Source organism: Mesorhizobium sp. M6A.T.Ce.TU.002.03.1.1 (assembly GCF_003997275.1).
Classification (GTDB): domain Bacteria; phylum Pseudomonadota; class Alphaproteobacteria; order Rhizobiales; family Rhizobiaceae; genus Mesorhizobium; species Mesorhizobium mediterraneum.
On the sequence record NZ_RZTI01000080.1, the window covers coordinates 1 to 16092 of the forward strand.

The following is a 16092-nucleotide window of genomic DNA, read 5'->3' on the forward strand; positions in this document are numbered from 1 at the left end:
AAAAGTCCGGGCTGCCCGGCCGGCATTCGCCGTTAAGTTGACGCGGGGTGGAGCAGCCCGGTAGCTCGTCAGGCTCATAACCTGAAGGTCACAGGTTCAAATCCTGTCCCCGCAACCAAATCAAAAAACGGCCCGCATCGCGCGGGCCGTTTTGCGTTTGGGTCCCGGCACGGTCGAGACCCTGTTCACGCGGCCGGCGCATGAGCGCTGAGCAGGCGTTCCAATTCAACGGTAGAGTCGCGCAGACAGAATCGACAATTTAACCCGCAGCTCATCCCGCAACAATTGCGGTTTGGGCAAGCCCGCCCGTCCGCCGTCCGTCGGCGGTCTCAGAGCTGCGGACCCTTAGTCGAAACCTGCCGCGGTGCTGCCATAAGGGCGTCGCTCAATTCACACGGTTTTCCGACCCCGCCATCAGCGGTATCTCAAGCCCTCGCCGCAATCCCGTCGCAACGACCGACACCCTGAATTTTCCTGCGAGCGCCTTGTCGAAAATGGCGCCGACGATGATATCGGCGTCGGCGTCGACCTCCTCGCGTATGCGGGTGGCAGCTTCGTCGACCTCGAACAGCGTCATATCAGTGCCGCCTGATATCGAGACAAGGACGCCCTTGGCGCCCATCATGGACGCTTCGTCGAGAAGCGGGTTTGCGATTGCCGCCTCGGCCGCCTTCCTGGCGCGGTCCTCCCCGGTGGCTTCGCCGGTGCCCATCATCGCGCGACCCATATCGCGCATCACCGACTTCACATCGGCGAAGTCGAGATTGATCAGCCCTTCCTTGACGATGAGATCGGTGATGCAGCCGACGCCCGCGTAGAGGACGCGGTCCGCCATGGCGAACGCGTCCGCGAACGTCGTCTTGGCATCGGCGATCCTGAAGAGGTTCTGGTTCGGGATGACGATGACGGTATCGGCGCTCTCGCGGAGCCGCTCGATGCCCTCATTGGCCGCATGCATTCGACGGTTCCCTTCGAACACGAACGGCTTGGTGACGACGGCCACCGTCAGTATTCCCGCGTTGCGCGCGGCCTGCGCTATGACCGGTGCCGCACCGGTTCCAGTTCCGCCTCCCATGCCTGCGGTCACGAAACACATATGCGTTCCCGCGAGATGGTCCATGATTTCGTCGATCGATTCCACGGCAGCGGCATGGCCAACTTCGGGCAGCGATCCTGCACCCAGGCCCTCCGTCACGTGAGCTCCCAATTGGATCAGCCGCGTTGCCTTCGACATGGTGAGCGCCTGAGCATCGGTGTTGGCAACGATAAATTCGGTGCCCTGCAAGCCTTCGGCGATCATGTTGTTGATGGCATTGCCGCCACCGCCGCCAACTCCGATGACGGATATTTTGGGCCTCATCTCGGAGATTACCGGCCTCGTTGCAGTGTTCATTTGCCGTCTCTCCCGTTGAATGCGCAAGCGCAGGGGTCGGTGGAAGGCTTGTTCCCGACGCACTGCAAGACTTTGGACAGTGAGCGAATCAGGACAGCCCAGCGTGCCTAAGGGAATCAGACGGTTGACTCGGCTGCAAGTGTACTATGCAAACTCGCGCATGTTACGCGCCATTGGTTCGCCGTCAGTGCTTCGAAAGTTGTCTGATGTCAGCGTCTCTGGGTAGGGCCGGGGCGATCTTCCTGTTCTACTTCACGCCGATGCCGGCCGTCAGGCCTCCGTCGATCCGGTAGTCCGCACCGGTGCAGAACCCGGCTTTCGACGAACACAGAAAGGCGATGAGTTCCGCCACTTCCTCCGGCTCGCCGATGCGTCCGATGGGGTGGGCTTCGCCGAAGCGCCTGTAGGCGGCCTCGACATCGGCATCGGTGCCATTCTCGCCGCGGGCCGCCTTTTCCAGGATTGGCGAGCGGATCGAGCCAGGGCTGACGGAATTGACGCGAATGCCGGAGCGTGCGTAGTCGAGCGCCAGAGAGCGCGTCAATGTGTGGATGGCACCCTTGGTCGTGGCATAGGCGGCGACGTTCTGCTGGCAGGCAAAGCCCTGCACCGAAGCCACGTTGACAATGGCGCCGCCGCCCCGCTTGATCATTTCCGGGATGCCGAAATGCGCGGTCAGGTAGATCGAGCCGACATTGACGGACATCGCCTGGTTCCAGGTGTCGAAATCGGTGCTGACAGCGGTTCCATATGGATGGACCGCCGCGGAATTGACGATGATATCGAGGCCGCCGAACCGCTCGACACCGGCCGCGACCGCGTCGCGAACCTGATCCGGCACCGAGACGTCGACGGCCATGACCAGCGCCCCGGCGCCGGATCTGTCCAGTTCCGCCGTCATCGCTGCGTTGGCCGCGCGGTCGATGCCGCAAGCGATGATCGCAGCACCCCCTGCCGCAAGACGTCGGGCTGTTGCCAGGCCGATCCCGGTCGTCCCCGTCACCAGAGCGATCTTGCCGTCGAAATCCTTCATTGCGGAAAACTCCTTCATTGGTCGTCGGAAGCCGGCTTTAGTTTGACTTCCATTGTGGCCCAACAATACCTTTCTGTTCTGTTTTTATCGCAAAGGGAAAGTCTCAATGGAACAGTGCTGGCGCTGGTATGGACCGGACGATCCGGTGACGCTCGATCATGTTAAGCAGGCAGCTGCGACAGGCGTGGTGACGGCCCTGCACGACATATATGACGGGCGTGCCTGGCCGCTCGACAGCATTTTGGAGCGCAAGCGGATCATCGAGGCGGCAGGGCTGACCTGGTCGGTCGTCGAGAGCATTCCCGTTCACAACTCGATCAAGATCGGCTCGGCGGAACGGCTTCGCTATGCCGGCTTCTACAAGGACACGATCCGTGCGCTCGCCAAGGCCGGCATTGCGACGATCTGCTACAATTTCATGCCCGTGGTCGACTGGACCCGCACGGATCTGGCCTATCGGCTTCCGACAACGGGTTATGCGCTGCGTTTCGATGCGATTGATTTCGCCGCCTATGACCTGTTTGTGCTGAAGCGCAGGAATGCCGAGGCCGGCTACAGCGCCGCCCGTATCGCCGAGGCGGAATCGCGACTGAAGGAACTGAGCGACGAGCAGATCGACAGGATAGAGCGCAATCTCATTGCCGGCCTGCCGGCGACCGAGCGCAGCTATAATCGCGAAAGCTTTCGCGAGGCATTGGCGGAATATGACTCGATCGGGCCGAAGGAGTTGCGCGACAATCTTGCCTGGTTTTTGCGCGAGATCATTCCGGTGGCCGAGCAGGAGGGAGTGCGCATGTGCATCCATCCCGACGACCCGCCATTCTCGCTCTATGGCTTGCCACGGATCGTTTCGACCGCCGAGGACGCGCGTTTCATCCTTAACGCCGTCGACAGCCCGGCCAATGGGCTGACGTTCTGCACCGGCTCCTATGGCACGCGCGCCGACAACGACATTGTCGGCATGGTCAAGGAATTCGCCGACCGGATCCATTTCGTCCATCTGCGCAATGTAACCATCGAGGATGACGGCTCCTTCTATGAGGCCGAGCATCTGGAGGGCGGCACCGACATGGCGCATGTCATCCTCGCTTTGATGCAGGAAGAGACGCGCCGTCGCAGGGAAGGTCGCGCCGACTGGCGGATTCCGATGCGTCCCGATCATGGCCATCTGCTCGCCGACGATATCGGCAAGACCAGGATCAACCCCGGTTACTCATTGATCGGCCGCCTGAAGGGCCTCGCCGAACTGCGCGGCATCATGCGCGCCGTGGAGCGTTTTGGGCTGGCCTGAGATCACCAAACAGGAGCCCAAACGCAGTTTTCCTATGTGAAAATGTCTTGCGCGGGTAAAAATACCTGCTAGTAATCCCGGATCGGGCTAGCGCCCGGTTCGGGAGGAATTTTTCAGGAATGACAAGGCTGCGCGGTCTGGCGTGGGATCATCGACGCTGCTGGGGTCCGCTCGACGCCAGCATCGAGACGTACTGCTCCGACAATCCCGGTCTGGAAATCGAATGGGACCGCCGCAGCCTCTATGAATTCGGCGAGGGCGCGCTTGGTCCGGTGCTAGGCACCTACGATCTGATCGTATTCGATCATCCCTTTATCGGCGACATCGCCGACGGCGAGTTGATGGTGCCGTTCGACGGCTATTTGTCGGTGGAGCAGCGCCGCTTCTTCGAGCACGACTCGGTCGGCGCGTCCTGGCGATCCTATGCAAGGAACGGCCGCCAGTGGGCACTGCCGATCGATGCCGCCTGCCAGGTCGCCTCCTATCGCCCGGATCTCCTGGAGCGCTACGCAGCGGTGCCCACTACTCATGAAGAGGTGCTGGAGCTTGGCCGGCGCGTGCGCAAGGACGGCAAGTGGCTTGGCCTGCCGTTCGTGCCGACGGACGCCATGTGCCTGCTCTTGACCCTCGGCCATCCGCAGGAAAACGGCGAGGAGTTCATTGCAAGGGACAGGGTCGAGCAGGCTGTCACGCAGTTGCGTCAGCTTGTCGAGTTGTCGCATCCGAATTCGTCGAAATGGAATCCGATCCGCGGCTATGACCACATGATCGCGCATGACGATGTGGTCTATGTGCCGTTCGCCTTCGGCTATGTGAACTATGCCTCGAAGGCCGACAGGCCGTATCTGCGTTTCGCCGATGTGCCGACCCCGCGATCCGCTGGCGCCTTGCTCGGTGGTGCCGGCATCGGGGTCAGCGCCCAATCGAAACACAAACGGGCGGCAATCGACTACGCGCTTTTCCTATGCTCGCCCGGCTACCAGCGCGGCGACTATGTGAAGTCAGGCGGACAGCCGGGATCGCTGGCGGCGTGGAAGGACGCCGAAGTCAACGATCTTTCCGGCAATTTCTTCAGCTCGACGCTTGCGACGATCGAAGCGTCCTACCTGCGCCCGACACATCCGGGCTTCATCACCTTTTTCCGCGAATGCGCTCCGCATGCGGCCGCTGCCATCGCCGGCGGCATGCCCGCGACCGAACTCGCGGATCGGCTGAACCGCCTCTACCGCGAGACCAGACGGGGCCAACCGGAACGGAGCGTCGCATAATGGCCGCCGACATAGCCCAGATCGTCGAAGAAGGCGAAAGCGGCCGCAACGGCTATCGCGTGCCGGCGGTGGAAAAGGCGCTCGATGTCCTCGAGTTCATGGCGTCCAGTGCCGAGCCGCTGACCCAGACCGAGATCGCCGCCGGCCTGGGGCGCTCCATCCATGAGATATACCGCATCCTGCTTCTGCTGGAGAAGCGCGGCTACATCTTCCGGACGCAATCCGACCGCTTCCGCCTTTCGCTAAAACTGTTCGAGCTGGCGCATATGCATCCGCCGGTAAACCGGCTGGTCGAATGCGCGCTGCCGGTGATGCGCGAGCTCTCGGCCAATACCGATCAAAGCTGCCATCTGGTTGTTCGCGAAGGCGAGAGCGCGCTGGTGGTGCTGCAGATCGATTCGCCTTTGCCGATGCGCTACTCGGTTGCGCTCGGCTCGCATTTCCCGATCCTCGAAACGAGCTCCGGCGCGGTGCTGCTCGCACATTCAAACCAGGCCGAGCGCGACCGCATCGTCGAGCGGATTGTGGCTGCCGGCGAGGGGCAGGGCACGCGGGCGGAAATCGAAGCGCGGCTGAACGAGGTCGCAAGGCTCGGTTATGAGATGCGCCCCTCGCTGGCCGTCGAGGCCTGCACCAACGTCTCAATGCCGGTGCGCGATCACACCGGCGCGGTCATTGCCGCGCTCACCGTTCCGTTCCTGCCACAGAAAGCCGCGCGCTTCGATCGCGAAACCGTCTTCGAACGGACGAAAGCGGCAGCCGAGACGATATCGGCGGCGCTGGGCGCAGGTGAAATCATCGCTTCGTCACGTGCCGACCCGGAACGGCGGGACTATCCGTTCAGCAACTAAAAAGATGATAAATAGGGAGAAGAAGATGAATTGGTCCAAATCAATCCTGTTTGCCTCGGCGGCCGCGCTGGCCCTGAGCGCCGCTGCCGCGCAGGCCGAAAACATGCCGAAGCGCATCGGCTACGTCACCAACTACGCCACCCATGAGTGGTATCAGAATGTCATCAAGGGCATGCAGTCTCGCGCCAAGGAACTCGGCATCGAGCTCGAGGTGCAGGACGCCAATCTCGACATCGCCAAGCAGGTTTCTGCCGCGGAAGACTTCATGGCCAAGGGCGTCGACGTGCTGATTGTCACGCCTGTCAACGAAGAGGGCGTCGTGCCGCTGCTGCGCCAGGCGAAATCCAACGACGTCCCCGTCGTTCTGGAAGGCAATCCGGTCAAGGGCATGACGACCATGGTCGCGATCTGCGACTATGATACCGGCTACACGGCTGGCGTCGAAGCAGGCAAATACGCCAAGGAAAAGCTCGGCGGCAAAGCCCAGGTGATGAATGTCGGCCTGCCGCTCCTGTCTGCCACCGTCCTGCGTTCGCAAGGCTTCATGGACGGCCTGAAGACCATCATCCCTGACGCGGTCATGGTCCACGATCTCGACGGCGGCGGCAATCCTGACCGCGCGCTCGAAGTGTCTTCGGCGGCACTTGCCAAGAACGCCGACATCAACATCATCTATGGCATCAACGATTCCTCGTCGCTGGGCGGCCTGCAGGCCTGGAAAGCGGCCGGCAAGTCGCAGGATAATTTGTTGACGGTCGGCACGGGCGGCGAGGGCCTTGCCTTCATCAATGCGATACAGAACGAGCCGTCCTACCGCATCGAAGCCGCGATGTTCCCGGAAAAGGAAGGCTACACCGCCATCGATGCCGCAGTGAAGCTGTTCAACGGCGAAGAGGTGCCCGAGCACATCGTCAGCCCGACCGCGCCGATGAACGGCGACGATTGGAAGAAGTACTACGATTACGACGGCACTGTCCGGACGATCAAATGGGATGCCGTCAACGCGCTTCAGCCGCCGGAAAAGTGCATGAAAACCTCCGCCGACCTGAAGAAGTAGGATCCCAAAATCGCCCTTCCCGCTCGGCGGGAAGGGCAACTGATCGGATGCCGACGGCAAAACAGGTCAACCGCCCGGTTTAGGCAGGTTTCCAAATAGCGACGGCACCCGATGCCGCCCCGGAAATGAAATGGAAATGAGCGAGCTTACGCAATCTTCCGCGCCAAGGCGTTTCATCGGCGGCCAGCTGCTGGGCAGCAGCCAGCTCGTGCTGGGGATTATCCTGGCCGTGCTTTGCATCGCCATCTCGATCGCAGCGCCACAGTTCTATTCCGAGGCCAATATCATCGCCATCCTGCGCCAATGCGCGCTGGTGCTGATCGTCGCCTCGGGCATGACCATGCTGATCATCACCGCTGAGGTCGATCTCTCGGTCGGAGCGTCGCTCGCCTTTGTCGGCTGTATCGGCATGGCCGTGCTCAACTCGACGCACAGCCTCGTGCTCGGCATGCTGGCGGCGCTCGCCTTTGCCGGCGGGGTCGGCCTGTTCAACGGGCTGGTCGTCACCAGGCTCAAGGTGAATTCGCTGATTGCCACCATCGGCACGATGATGATGCTGCAGGGCGGCGTCTATCTATTCACCCGTGAGGCCGTGCAGAACCATCACCGGCTGGTCAGCTTCACTGATCTCGGTGCCGGCTACATCGGCGCGATCCCGCTGCCCGTCGTCATTGCGGTGGCCATCTTCGCCATCGCAGCCGTGACGCTGCGCTTCACCACGCTTGGCCGTTACCTCTATGCGGTCGGTGCCAATGAGCGTGCGGTTCGTCTTTCCGGTGTGCGCTCGGAGCGTCTGAAACTGTTCGCCTTCGTCGTCACCGGCCTGTGCGTCGGGGTTGCCGGCATGATCCTGGCGTCGCTGATGAATGCGGGTCAGCCGACCGCCGGACGCGGCTTCGAGCTGACGGTGATCGCCGCTGTCATCCTTGGTGGCACCAGCCTGCTTGGCGGGCGCGGCTCGCTGTTCGGCACGTTGCTCGGCGTTCTGGTGCTGAAGGTCATCGACAACGGTATCATCATCCTGGGCTGGAACCAGGACCTGCAGATGGTGGTGCCCGGCGTGGTCATCATTCTGGCAACCTATCTCGACATCATCCGGAACAGAGCCAATGTCCGTTGATTTCCTTCACCCCGGCGAAGGCGCGGCCGTCGACACAAGCGTGCCGGCGCTTGAGATGCGCGGCATCGACAAGCGCTTTCCGGGCGTGGTGGCGCTGGACAATGTCGACCTCACCCTGGAGCCCGGCAAGATCCACGCCTTGATGGGCGAGAACGGCGCCGGCAAGTCGACGCTCATCAAGATCATGGCCGGGGTCTACGGCAAGGATGCCGGCACCATCCGCATGCGCGGACGCGAGCTCGACATCAAGTCGCCGCGCGACAGCCTGAAAGAGGGCATTAAGGTCGTGTTCCAGGAGATCGCGCTGATCTCCGAATTCACCGTGGCCGAGAACATCTTCCTCGAGGGCTATCCGACCGGCAAGGGCGGCTCGATCGACTGGAGGAAAATCCGCGCCGATTCCGCCGCGCTGTTCAACCGCATCGGCTTCAATGTCGATCCGGCGGCGCGGACGGGATCGCTGCCGGTCAGCCAGCAGCAAATGGTCGAGATCGCGCGCGCTCTCGCCCACGAAGCCCGCGTCGTGGTCATGGACGAGCCGACGTCCTCGCTGACGCCAAACGAGATTTCGCTGCTGTTCACCGTCATCCGCCGGCTGGCCGCGCTCGGCATTGCGGTGCTCTATGTCAGCCACAAGCTCGACGAGGTTTTCGAGATCGCCGACACGGTCACTGTTCTGCGCGACGGTCGGCATGTCTCGACCCGACCGATCGGCGATCACACCAATGATACGCTGATCCAGGACATGATCGGCCGTCGCATCGAAAGCCTGTTTCCGCGCAAGCGCGGCGCACCGGGCAGCAAGGTCGCCTTATCCGTGCAAGGGCTCAGCACGGCGAAGAAGCTGAAGGACGTATCGTTCGAAGCGCATGCCGGCGAAGTCCTCGGCTTCTTCGGCTTGATGGGGGCCGGCCGAACCGAACTTGCCAAGGCGGTCGTCGGCTTCGATCCGATCACCTCCGGCACGATTTCCGTCGACGGTCACCGCCTGCTGCCGCACGACACGCATACGGGTGTCCGGCTCGGCATCGGCCTGCTTACCGAAGACCGCAAGAGCGAAGGGCTGATGGGCGAATTGCCGGTTTACCAGAATGCCAGCCTCGCCTCGCTCGGCGCCTTCGCCCGTATGGGCTTCATCGACAAGGCCGGGGAACGCAAGGCGGTGCAGGATTATGTCGACCGCTTCCGCATCAAGACGCCCAGCCTGTTCCAGGAGATCAAGAACCTGTCCGGCGGCAATCAGCAGAAGGTGCTGATCTCGCGCTGGCTGATGCGGGGCCTGAACGTGATCGTCGTCGACGAGCCGACCCGCGGCATCGATGTCGGCGCCAAGTCGGAGATCTTCGCGCTCATCGACCGGCTCGCCGGCGAGGGCCTGGCGGTCGTCATGATGACATCGGAGATGCCCGAGTTGCTGGGCCTTTCCGACCGTGTCGCGGTGATGTGCGAGGGCCGGCTCACCGCGATCATGTCGCGCGACGACGCCACGCAGGAGAAAATCCTCAATGCAGCGATCGGATAAGACGATGACGCTTCGCAGCCGCATTCCCTGGCATTCGGCCGACGCCTTCGATGGTGGCAAGCTATGAGCCTGGCAAGCACAGAGACGATGAGAGCCGGGCCGTCCATGTTGGCGCGGCTCTTCGCGCGGCAGGAATTGGCGTTGCTCTTATGCCTCATCCTGGTCATCGCGTTCTTTTCCTTCACCGCCGAGAATTTCTTCTCCGTGCGCAACATGACCAACGTGCTCGGGCAGGCGTCCCTGGCGCTGACCGCCGGCATCGGCTGCGCCATCGTTTTCATGTCCGGCGAGGTCGACATTTCGATCGGGTCGCTGCTGGCGACCATCGCCCTGCCGCTGATCATCATCATGAACGACACGAACTCCCTGCTGCTCGGCGTTGGCGGTGCGCTGCTGTTCGGGCTGATCATCGGTGTGGTGAATGGCTATCTCACCGCCTATGCCGGGATCAACTCGCTGATCGTGACCCTGGGCACGATGTTCATCATGCGCGGTGGGGTGTATCTTTATACCGGCCAGCGGGCGATCCCCGCCGATGCCGCTCTCGACAGCTTCATCGCGCTGTCGGATGGCCGCCTGTTCAATGTCGTTCCCTATTCGGCGGTGATTGCGATCGTCCTGCTCGCTGCCTTCGCCTACATGATGCGGCACCGGCCGTTCGGACGGCAGATCTATGCTGTCGGTGGCAATCCGGAAGTGGCACGGCTCGCCGGCTATGACGTGCGCCGGGTCAAGTTCATCTGCTTCATCATCAGCGCGCTGCTGGCGACGGTTGCCGGCATCATCCTGGCGGCCCGCGTCGGGTCGGCGCAGCATACGGCGGGACTGAATTTCGAGTTCCAGGTTGTTGCCGCGACGGTGCTCGGCGGGGTGAGCCTTGCCGGCGGCATCGGCAGCCTGACCGGCATGGCGCTCGGCGTGCTGATCCTGCAGTTCCTGTCCAACGGGCTGCGCGGACTCGGCCTGCCGACCGAGTGGCAGCTGGTCATCACCGGCATGATCATCATTGCCGCTGTCGCTTTCGACGAAGCGAAGCGCCGGCGCATCATTGGAGGCTGACATGGATCGTCTCAAGGGGAAAAGCGCAATCATCACCGGCGCCGCCGAAGGCATCGGCCATGCGATCGCGGCGGCGATGGCAAGGGAAGGTGCGCATGTCTTCTTGAGCGACATCGCCGACGAGAGCGGGGAACATTTCGCGGCGAAACTGCGCGCGGCTGGCCACGCTGCCGACTACGTGCATTGCGATGTGTCGAAGGAGGCCGACATCGTCAACCTCATCGCTACCGCCGTCGGCAAGACCGGCCACCTCGACGTGATGGTCAACAACGCCGCCATCGCCATCGGCGGCATGCCGGTCCACGAGATGACTGACGAGCAGTGGCACCGGCTGATCGCGGTCAATTTGACCAGCGTCTTTCGCGGCTGCAAATACGCGTTGCCGCACATGATCGCGCAGAAATCGGGCTCGATCATCAACATGGCCTCAGCGCAGGGGCATATCGGGCTCGACGGCTGGACCGCCTATGCCGGCGCCAAGGGCGCGGTGATGGCGATGACGCGCCAGATGGCGGTCGAGTTCGGCCCGCTCAACATCCGCTTCAACTCGATCTCGCCAGGCACCATCAACACGCCGATGAACGACAAGCTAATCAAGGAGATCGGCGGCAATCTCGCCAAGGCGTGGGTGAAGATGCATCCGCTCGGCCGCATCGGCGAGCCTTCCGAAGTGGCGGAAGCCGCCGTCTATCTCGCCTCCGATGCCGCCGGCTTCACTACTGGCACCGACCTGCGCGTCGATGGCGGGCTGACCGCCGCGCCACGCTACGTTCCCGATCTGCTTTGACACACGAAACGAGACATAAAATGAACAAGGCCCTCGAAGGCGTCCGCATCCTCGATTTCAGCCATCTGCTGCAAGGGCCGTTCGCCACGCAGCTGCTCGGCGACATGGGCGCCGACGTCATCAAGATCGAGCGCGCCGGCGCCGGCGATATGTTCCGCAGCATGACCTTCTTCGCCAAATGGGTCGGCGGCTCCGAGAGCCCGAACTTCCTCGCCTGGAACCGCAACAAGCGCTCGATCGCGCTCAATCTGAAGAGCCGCAAGGTGCATGCGATCGTCATGGACATGGCCAAGAAGGCCGACGTCGTCGTGCAGAATTTTCGCCCCGGCGTGCTGGCCAAGCTCGGTTATGGCTACGAGGACTTCAAGGCAGTCAATCCCGGCATCATCTATTGCTCGGGCTCCGGCTATGGTGAGGAAGGCCCTTATGTCGAGCGCCCGGGCCAGGACATGCTGATCCAGGGGCTGTCCGGGCTGATCTCCAACACCGGCCGTGGTGACCAGGCTCCTGTTCCGGCCGGCGCCGGCCTCGCCGACCAGATCGGCGCGATGAACATGGTCTACGGCATATTGTCGGCGCTCTACTATCGCGAGAAAACCGGCAAGGGCCAGAAGATCGAGGTCAATTTGCTGGCCGGGATGCTCGCGCATCTCAACCAGGAGTATGTCGCCGTGCTCAATCTCGGCGAGGATTTCGTGCGGCCCAATTCCGGTATCGGCCATCCCGGCATGCAGGCTCCGTTCGGCATCTACGAAGCGAAGGACGGCGGCCATGTGTCGATCGCCATGAGCCCGTTCAAGACGCTGTATGAGACATTGGAGGCGCCGCAGCTTGCCGTCTACGACGATCTGAAGACGCTGTTCGACAAGCGCGACGAGGTGTTCGAGAAGGTCAACGCCGAGACCAGGAAGTTTGCGACGCAGGACCTGCTGGCGCGGCTGCTTGCAGTCGATATCTGGTGCGCCGAGGTGAAGGATATCCGCCGCGCTGCCGAGGATCCGCAGGTCAAGCACATGGGCATGATCACCAGTTACGATCATCCGCGCGGCGGCAAGGTGAGGGTGGTCGCGCCGGCGGTCAAAATGAGCGAGACCCCCGCAACCATCGAACGGCCCGCCCCGCTGGTCGGCCAGCATGGTCGCGAGATCCTGGCCGAGTTCGGCCTCTCCAAAGACGAGATTGCAGCACTTGAGGCGTCCGGCGACATGACCGTGGACGCTACCTGACGATGCCCGCCTACCAGACGCTTACGGTCGAAATCTCGGGTCGCGTCGCCGTCGTCACTTTTCGGCGCGCCGACCAGCTCAATGCCATGAACCGGCTGATGCAAGGCGAGATCACCGGCGCCTTCGAGGCGCTGTCCGGGGATGACGGTGTCGGTGCGATCGTTGTGACCGGCGAAGGACGCGGCTTCATGGCTGGCGCCGACATCAAGGAATACGCCGCCCAGACGGCTGCCGAGTTCGACGCCTTCCAGGCCGCCGGCACTCGCATGTATGCGGCGATCGAGAATAACCGCAAGCCGGTGATCGCCGCGGTCAATGGCTTCGCGCTGGGCGGCGGCATGGAGCTGGTGCTGTGCTGCGACATCGTGATCGCCAACCAGTTCGCGAAACTCGGCCTGCCGGAGATCAAACTCGGACTGATCCCCGGCGGCGGCGGCACACAGCGCAGCGTCCAAAAACTCGGCCGCAACCGCGCCAATCTCCTGCTGATGACCGGCGCCATCGTGCCGGCTTCCGAATTCATCGACGCTGGACTGGTCAACGAGGTCGTCGACGTCGAAAGGCTGATGCCGCGGGCGCTGGAACTCGCCGAGATGATCGCCGCCGAACCGGCTGCAGCGATCGAGGGACTGAAAGCGTTGACGGCGCATGCCGTATCGGGCGACCTGGCCGATGGCCTCGCCATGGAACGCGACATTCTGGGCGGGCTCTATCGCAGCGAGATCGGCCAGCAGCGAGTGAAGGCGTTCGCCGAGAAAAGCGCGGCGCGGGCGAAGGTTGCGCAATGACCTCCTTGGTCGAGCCGAACCGCCCGCGCTTCACCGATGTCGAAGGGCTGGCTGCTTTGGTTGGAAGTGGCGACGTCTTCGGCGTCGGCGGCCATCATTTCGCCCGGCTGCCGATCGCCTTGCTGCGCGCCATCGGCGGCTCTGATATCAAGGATTTGCGCTACGTCTGCTGGGCCGGTGGGCTGCCGCTCGAACTGCTTCTCGAAGCGGATGCGGTAGCGGAAATCGACCTCTGCTTCTCCAGCCTGGACATTTTTGGCCTTCCGCCGCGTTTCCGCGCGGTTGCCGAGACGAATGCCGTGCCCGTCCGCGATTGGACGGCGCTGGCGATGATCCAGGCGCTGCGGGCGGCGCAGCAAAACCTGCCGTCGATGCCGTTCCAGCTTCCGCAGGGCTCGGACATGCTCGCGCGTGTGCCGGGCGCGCTCGCCGCTCCCGATCCCGTTGCCGGGACCGAGACAGGGTTCATCCCGCCGCTGCGGCTCGATACGTTCGTCGTCCACGCCCAGCGCGCCGACGAGAGCGGCAATGTCCAGATCATCGGGCCTCGGGCGCTGGACTTTGCCATGGCGGGCGCGGCGCGGCAGGTGCTGGTCACGGTCGAGGAGATCGTCCCTGTCGGGGCGCTGCGGCATGACGGCCGCCAGAGCATTCTCACGCGGAACCAGGTTTCGGCCATAGCGCTGGCGCCGAGCGGCGCCTATCCGGCCTCCTGCCTGCCGTTCTATGTGACCGATTATCAAGCGTTGTCGGGGGCGTTCGCAGCCAGGGAAGCACCTTTGGCGGACACTCTGCGCCTGCCTTCCGAAGGCGTGCCGGAGCTGGTTCAGGATGCTGCGAAAATCCGCGCCGAAACGGCCCTCGCAACGCCCGCTCTCGCGCAGGGCGAAAAGAAAGGGTCGATCGACGAGATCATCGCCGCCCGTATCGCCGCCGAGCTCGACAACGACAGCTTTGCCAGTGCCGGCGCGGTGTCGCCGCTGGCCAACGTCGCCTACCGGCTGGCCAAGGCGACCCACGCGCCGGACATGATCATCGCGACGATGAGTTGCGGCCACCTCGATATCGCGCCGAGCCCGATGATACTGTCGCTGATCGAAAGCCTCGATTGCGAGACGGCGGTGGCGCATGCCGGTGGCGACGACACCTACTCGACCTACTATCAGGCCGGCGCGGTGACCCATGAGATCGTCGGGGCCGCGCAAGTCGATCGACGCGGTCGCGTCAACACCATAGCGCTGCGCAAGCGCGACGGCGGCCTCATCCGGCTGCCCGGGCAGGGCGGCATGGCCGATGTCGCCAACATGCATCGCGACTATTTGCTCTACGTTCCCCGCCATTCGGTGCAGTCGCTGGTGGACGACGTCGAGATCGCCAGTTCGGCGCGAGGCTTGCTCACCCAGAATGAACGCGAGCCGATGGGCTATCGGACCGGTGAGGCGCTGGTGTTCACCGATCTTTGCGTCTTTCGGCTCGACCGATCGAGCCGGGAATTGATCGTCATCGAAACCATGCCTGATATCACGCAGCAGCAGATCCGTGATGCCACTGGTTTTCCCGTGTCATTCGATGCCGACTGCCGGCAAATTCCGCTGCCCTCAAACGACACGCTTGATGTCCTGCGAAACAGAATCGATCCCCTCGGTCTGCGCCGCCTGGAATTCGTCAGCGCCAAGGAGCGGGGTGCACTGATAGCCGAGATCCTCGCCGCCGACCGCATCATGGTCGAGCGTTGCATCGCCGCGCAGACCGCAGGAGGCTGAAGCTCCAATGGCAAAGCCGTTGCTTGAAATGGCCGCCGCCCGGGTCTTCTTCGACGGTATCTTCACCAGTCCGCGCGTCGCCCATCCGGAGGGTGTGGCCGTCAACCGCGACGGGTCGATCTGGTGCGGCACCGAAACCGGCGATCTCTTGCGGCTTTCCGCCGATGGTGGCTCGGCCGAACGCATGGGTGGCACGGAAGGTTTTCTGCTCGGCATCGCTTTCGACAGCGCGGGAAACTGTTTCGCCTGCGATCTGAAGCATTCGGCGATCTTTCGCTGGAATGCCGGGACTGGTCTTATGGAGCGCTTCGCCTCGGCTGGCATCCGCGTGCCGAACTATCCGATCGTCGACGAGACACGAGGCTGGCTCTACGTGTCGGACAGCGCAGGCGAAGACAACCGCTCCGGCATCTTCCGCTATGATCTGAAGACCGGTGAAGGCCGCCTGTGGTGTCGCGAACCCATGGCCTTTGCCAACGGCATGACGATGGCGCCGGACGGCAGCGGGCTCTATGTGGTGGAAAGCAATGCGGCGTGCATCAGCTATGTGCCGATCCTGGCTGACGGCGCGGCTGGCGCCAGGCAGATCGTCGTCGATGGCGTCGACAATGTCCCGGACGGATTGGCTTTTGCGCCCGACGGCTCGCTTTTCATCTCATGCTACGAGCCAAGCCGAATCTATCGCTGGCGCCAGGACAGAGGCCTCGAAGTGCTGATCGAGGACCCGGCCGCGACCACACTGGCGCATCCCACCAACATCGCCTTCAAGGGCGATAAACTCTACACGGCCAATTTGGGTCGCTGGCATATTACCGAGATCGACCTGGCCACAATTCCAAACTAGATTTTATTTGAGCATCGGATTTTCCCAAAACCGGTACCCACTTTTGGGTCCGATGCTCGAGCCACGCCTGATGGATGAGGCCGGGGTGGG

General features: G+C 62.8%; 14 protein-coding genes and 1 tRNA gene. 13 read left to right on the forward strand and 2 right to left on the reverse strand.

The annotated features are described in order from the left end of the window. Nucleotides 1-41 precede the first annotated feature (41 nt). Nucleotides 42-118, forward strand: a tRNA-Met gene (locus EOC93_RS21675). 267 nt (nucleotides 119-385) lie between these two features. Here EOC93_RS21675 and ftsZ read toward each other — a convergent pair. Next, nucleotides 386-1393, reverse strand: coding sequence for a cell division protein FtsZ (gene ftsZ / locus EOC93_RS21680; protein ID WP_095488178.1), 1008 nt, complete (start codon nucleotides 1391-1393; stop codon nucleotides 386-388). 247 nt (nucleotides 1394-1640) lie between these two features. Continuing rightward, the gene (locus EOC93_RS21685; RefSeq protein ID WP_126104792.1) at nucleotides 1641-2426 is read right to left on the reverse strand and encodes an SDR family oxidoreductase; all 786 of its coding nucleotides are present in this window, start codon (nucleotides 2424-2426) and stop codon (nucleotides 1641-1643) included. A 106-nt stretch (nucleotides 2427-2532) separates the two neighbouring features. On the opposite strand from EOC93_RS21685, the gene uxuA reads away from it, so the two are divergent. The 12 genes from uxuA to EOC93_RS21745 all read left to right on the forward strand — a co-directional run bounded on the left by uxuA (nucleotide 2533) and on the right by EOC93_RS21745 (nucleotide 16002). Beyond that, the gene (gene uxuA, locus EOC93_RS21690) at nucleotides 2533-3717 is read left to right on the forward strand and encodes a mannonate dehydratase (RefSeq protein ID WP_127205650.1); all 1185 of its coding nucleotides are present in this window, start codon (nucleotides 2533-2535) and stop codon (nucleotides 3715-3717) included. 119 nt (nucleotides 3718-3836) lie between these two features. After that, nucleotides 3837-4985 carry an extracellular solute-binding protein gene (locus tag EOC93_RS21695; RefSeq protein ID WP_127205651.1) on the forward strand — a complete coding sequence of 383 codons (1149 nt, stop codon included), beginning with the start codon at nucleotides 3837-3839 and terminating at the stop codon, nucleotides 4983-4985. Next, nucleotides 4985-5836: an IclR family transcriptional regulator gene (locus EOC93_RS21700; RefSeq protein ID WP_126104795.1), complete on the forward strand. Its 852-nt coding sequence runs from the start codon at nucleotides 4985-4987 to the stop codon at nucleotides 5834-5836. Before EOC93_RS21695 ends, EOC93_RS21700 begins: the two co-directional genes overlap by 1 nt. A gap of 25 nt (nucleotides 5837-5861) precedes the next feature. After that, nucleotides 5862-6893: a sugar ABC transporter substrate-binding protein gene (locus EOC93_RS21705; protein ID WP_126104796.1), complete on the forward strand. Its 1032-nt coding sequence runs from the start codon at nucleotides 5862-5864 to the stop codon at nucleotides 6891-6893. A 136-nt stretch (nucleotides 6894-7029) separates the two neighbouring features. Then, nucleotides 7030-8013, forward strand: a complete 984-nt coding sequence (locus EOC93_RS21710; protein ID WP_095488464.1) for an ABC transporter permease — start codon at nucleotides 7030-7032, stop codon at nucleotides 8011-8013. Further along, nucleotides 8003-9535: a sugar ABC transporter ATP-binding protein gene (locus EOC93_RS21715; RefSeq protein WP_095488187.1), complete on the forward strand. Its 1533-nt coding sequence runs from the start codon at nucleotides 8003-8005 to the stop codon at nucleotides 9533-9535. Before EOC93_RS21710 ends, EOC93_RS21715 begins: the two co-directional genes overlap by 11 nt. 63 nt (nucleotides 9536-9598) lie before the next feature. Further along, the gene (locus EOC93_RS21720; protein WP_127205652.1) at nucleotides 9599-10594 is read left to right on the forward strand and encodes an ABC transporter permease; all 996 of its coding nucleotides are present in this window, start codon (nucleotides 9599-9601) and stop codon (nucleotides 10592-10594) included. 1 nt (nucleotide 10595) lies between these two features. Further along, nucleotides 10596-11381: an SDR family oxidoreductase gene (locus EOC93_RS21725; RefSeq protein ID WP_095488191.1), complete on the forward strand. Its 786-nt coding sequence runs from the start codon at nucleotides 10596-10598 to the stop codon at nucleotides 11379-11381. Nucleotides 11382-11401: 20 nt separating this feature from the next. Next, a complete protein-coding gene (locus EOC93_RS21730; RefSeq protein ID WP_095488193.1) occupies nucleotides 11402-12607 on the forward strand; it encodes a CaiB/BaiF CoA-transferase family protein in 1206 nt (401 codons plus the stop codon). A gap of 2 nt (nucleotides 12608-12609) precedes the next feature. Next, the gene (locus tag EOC93_RS21735; protein WP_095488195.1) at nucleotides 12610-13395 is read left to right on the forward strand and encodes an enoyl-CoA hydratase/isomerase family protein; all 786 of its coding nucleotides are present in this window, start codon (nucleotides 12610-12612) and stop codon (nucleotides 13393-13395) included. Continuing rightward, nucleotides 13392-15158: a CoA-transferase gene (locus tag EOC93_RS21740; protein WP_127205653.1), complete on the forward strand. Its 1767-nt coding sequence runs from the start codon at nucleotides 13392-13394 to the stop codon at nucleotides 15156-15158. Before EOC93_RS21735 ends, EOC93_RS21740 begins: the two co-directional genes overlap by 4 nt. Before the next feature lie 7 nt (nucleotides 15159-15165). Next, complete coding sequence (locus tag EOC93_RS21745; RefSeq protein ID WP_095488199.1) at nucleotides 15166-16002, forward strand: SMP-30/gluconolactonase/LRE family protein; 837 nt, start codon at nucleotides 15166-15168, stop codon at nucleotides 16000-16002. Nucleotides 16003-16092 lie beyond the last annotated feature (90 nt).

Bases quoted from the DNA above. Each gene is read 5' to 3' on its own strand.
- EOC93_RS21740 (WP_127205653.1), top strand. From the start codon at position 13,392: ATGACCTCCTTGGTCGAGCCGAACCGCCCGCGCTTCACCGATGTCGAA.
- EOC93_RS21710 (WP_095488464.1), top strand. From the start codon at position 7,030: ATGAGCGAGCTTACGCAATCTTCCGCGCCAAGGCGTTTCATCGGCGGC.
- EOC93_RS21695 (WP_127205651.1), top strand. From the start codon at position 3,837: ATGACAAGGCTGCGCGGTCTGGCGTGGGATCATCGACGCTGCTGGGGT.
- EOC93_RS21720 (WP_127205652.1), top strand. From the start codon at position 9,599: ATGAGCCTGGCAAGCACAGAGACGATGAGAGCCGGGCCGTCCATGTTG.
- EOC93_RS21705 (WP_126104796.1), top strand. From the start codon at position 5,862: ATGAATTGGTCCAAATCAATCCTGTTTGCCTCGGCGGCCGCGCTGGCC.
- EOC93_RS21715 (WP_095488187.1), top strand. From the start codon at position 8,003: ATGTCCGTTGATTTCCTTCACCCCGGCGAAGGCGCGGCCGTCGACACA.
- EOC93_RS21745 (WP_095488199.1), top strand. From the start codon at position 15,166: ATGGCAAAGCCGTTGCTTGAAATGGCCGCCGCCCGGGTCTTCTTCGAC.
- EOC93_RS21700 (WP_126104795.1), top strand. From the start codon at position 4,985: ATGGCCGCCGACATAGCCCAGATCGTCGAAGAAGGCGAAAGCGGCCGC.
- EOC93_RS21685 (WP_126104792.1), bottom strand. From the start codon at position 2,426: ATGAAGGATTTCGACGGCAAGATCGCTCTGGTGACGGGGACGACCGGG.
- EOC93_RS21730 (WP_095488193.1), top strand. From the start codon at position 11,402: ATGAACAAGGCCCTCGAAGGCGTCCGCATCCTCGATTTCAGCCATCTG.
- ftsZ (WP_095488178.1), bottom strand. From the start codon at position 1,393: ATGAACACTGCAACGAGGCCGGTAATCTCCGAGATGAGGCCCAAAATA.
- EOC93_RS21735 (WP_095488195.1), top strand. From the start codon at position 12,610: ATGCCCGCCTACCAGACGCTTACGGTCGAAATCTCGGGTCGCGTCGCC.
- EOC93_RS21725 (WP_095488191.1), top strand. From the start codon at position 10,596: ATGGATCGTCTCAAGGGGAAAAGCGCAATCATCACCGGCGCCGCCGAA.
- uxuA (WP_127205650.1), top strand. From the start codon at position 2,533: ATGGAACAGTGCTGGCGCTGGTATGGACCGGACGATCCGGTGACGCTC.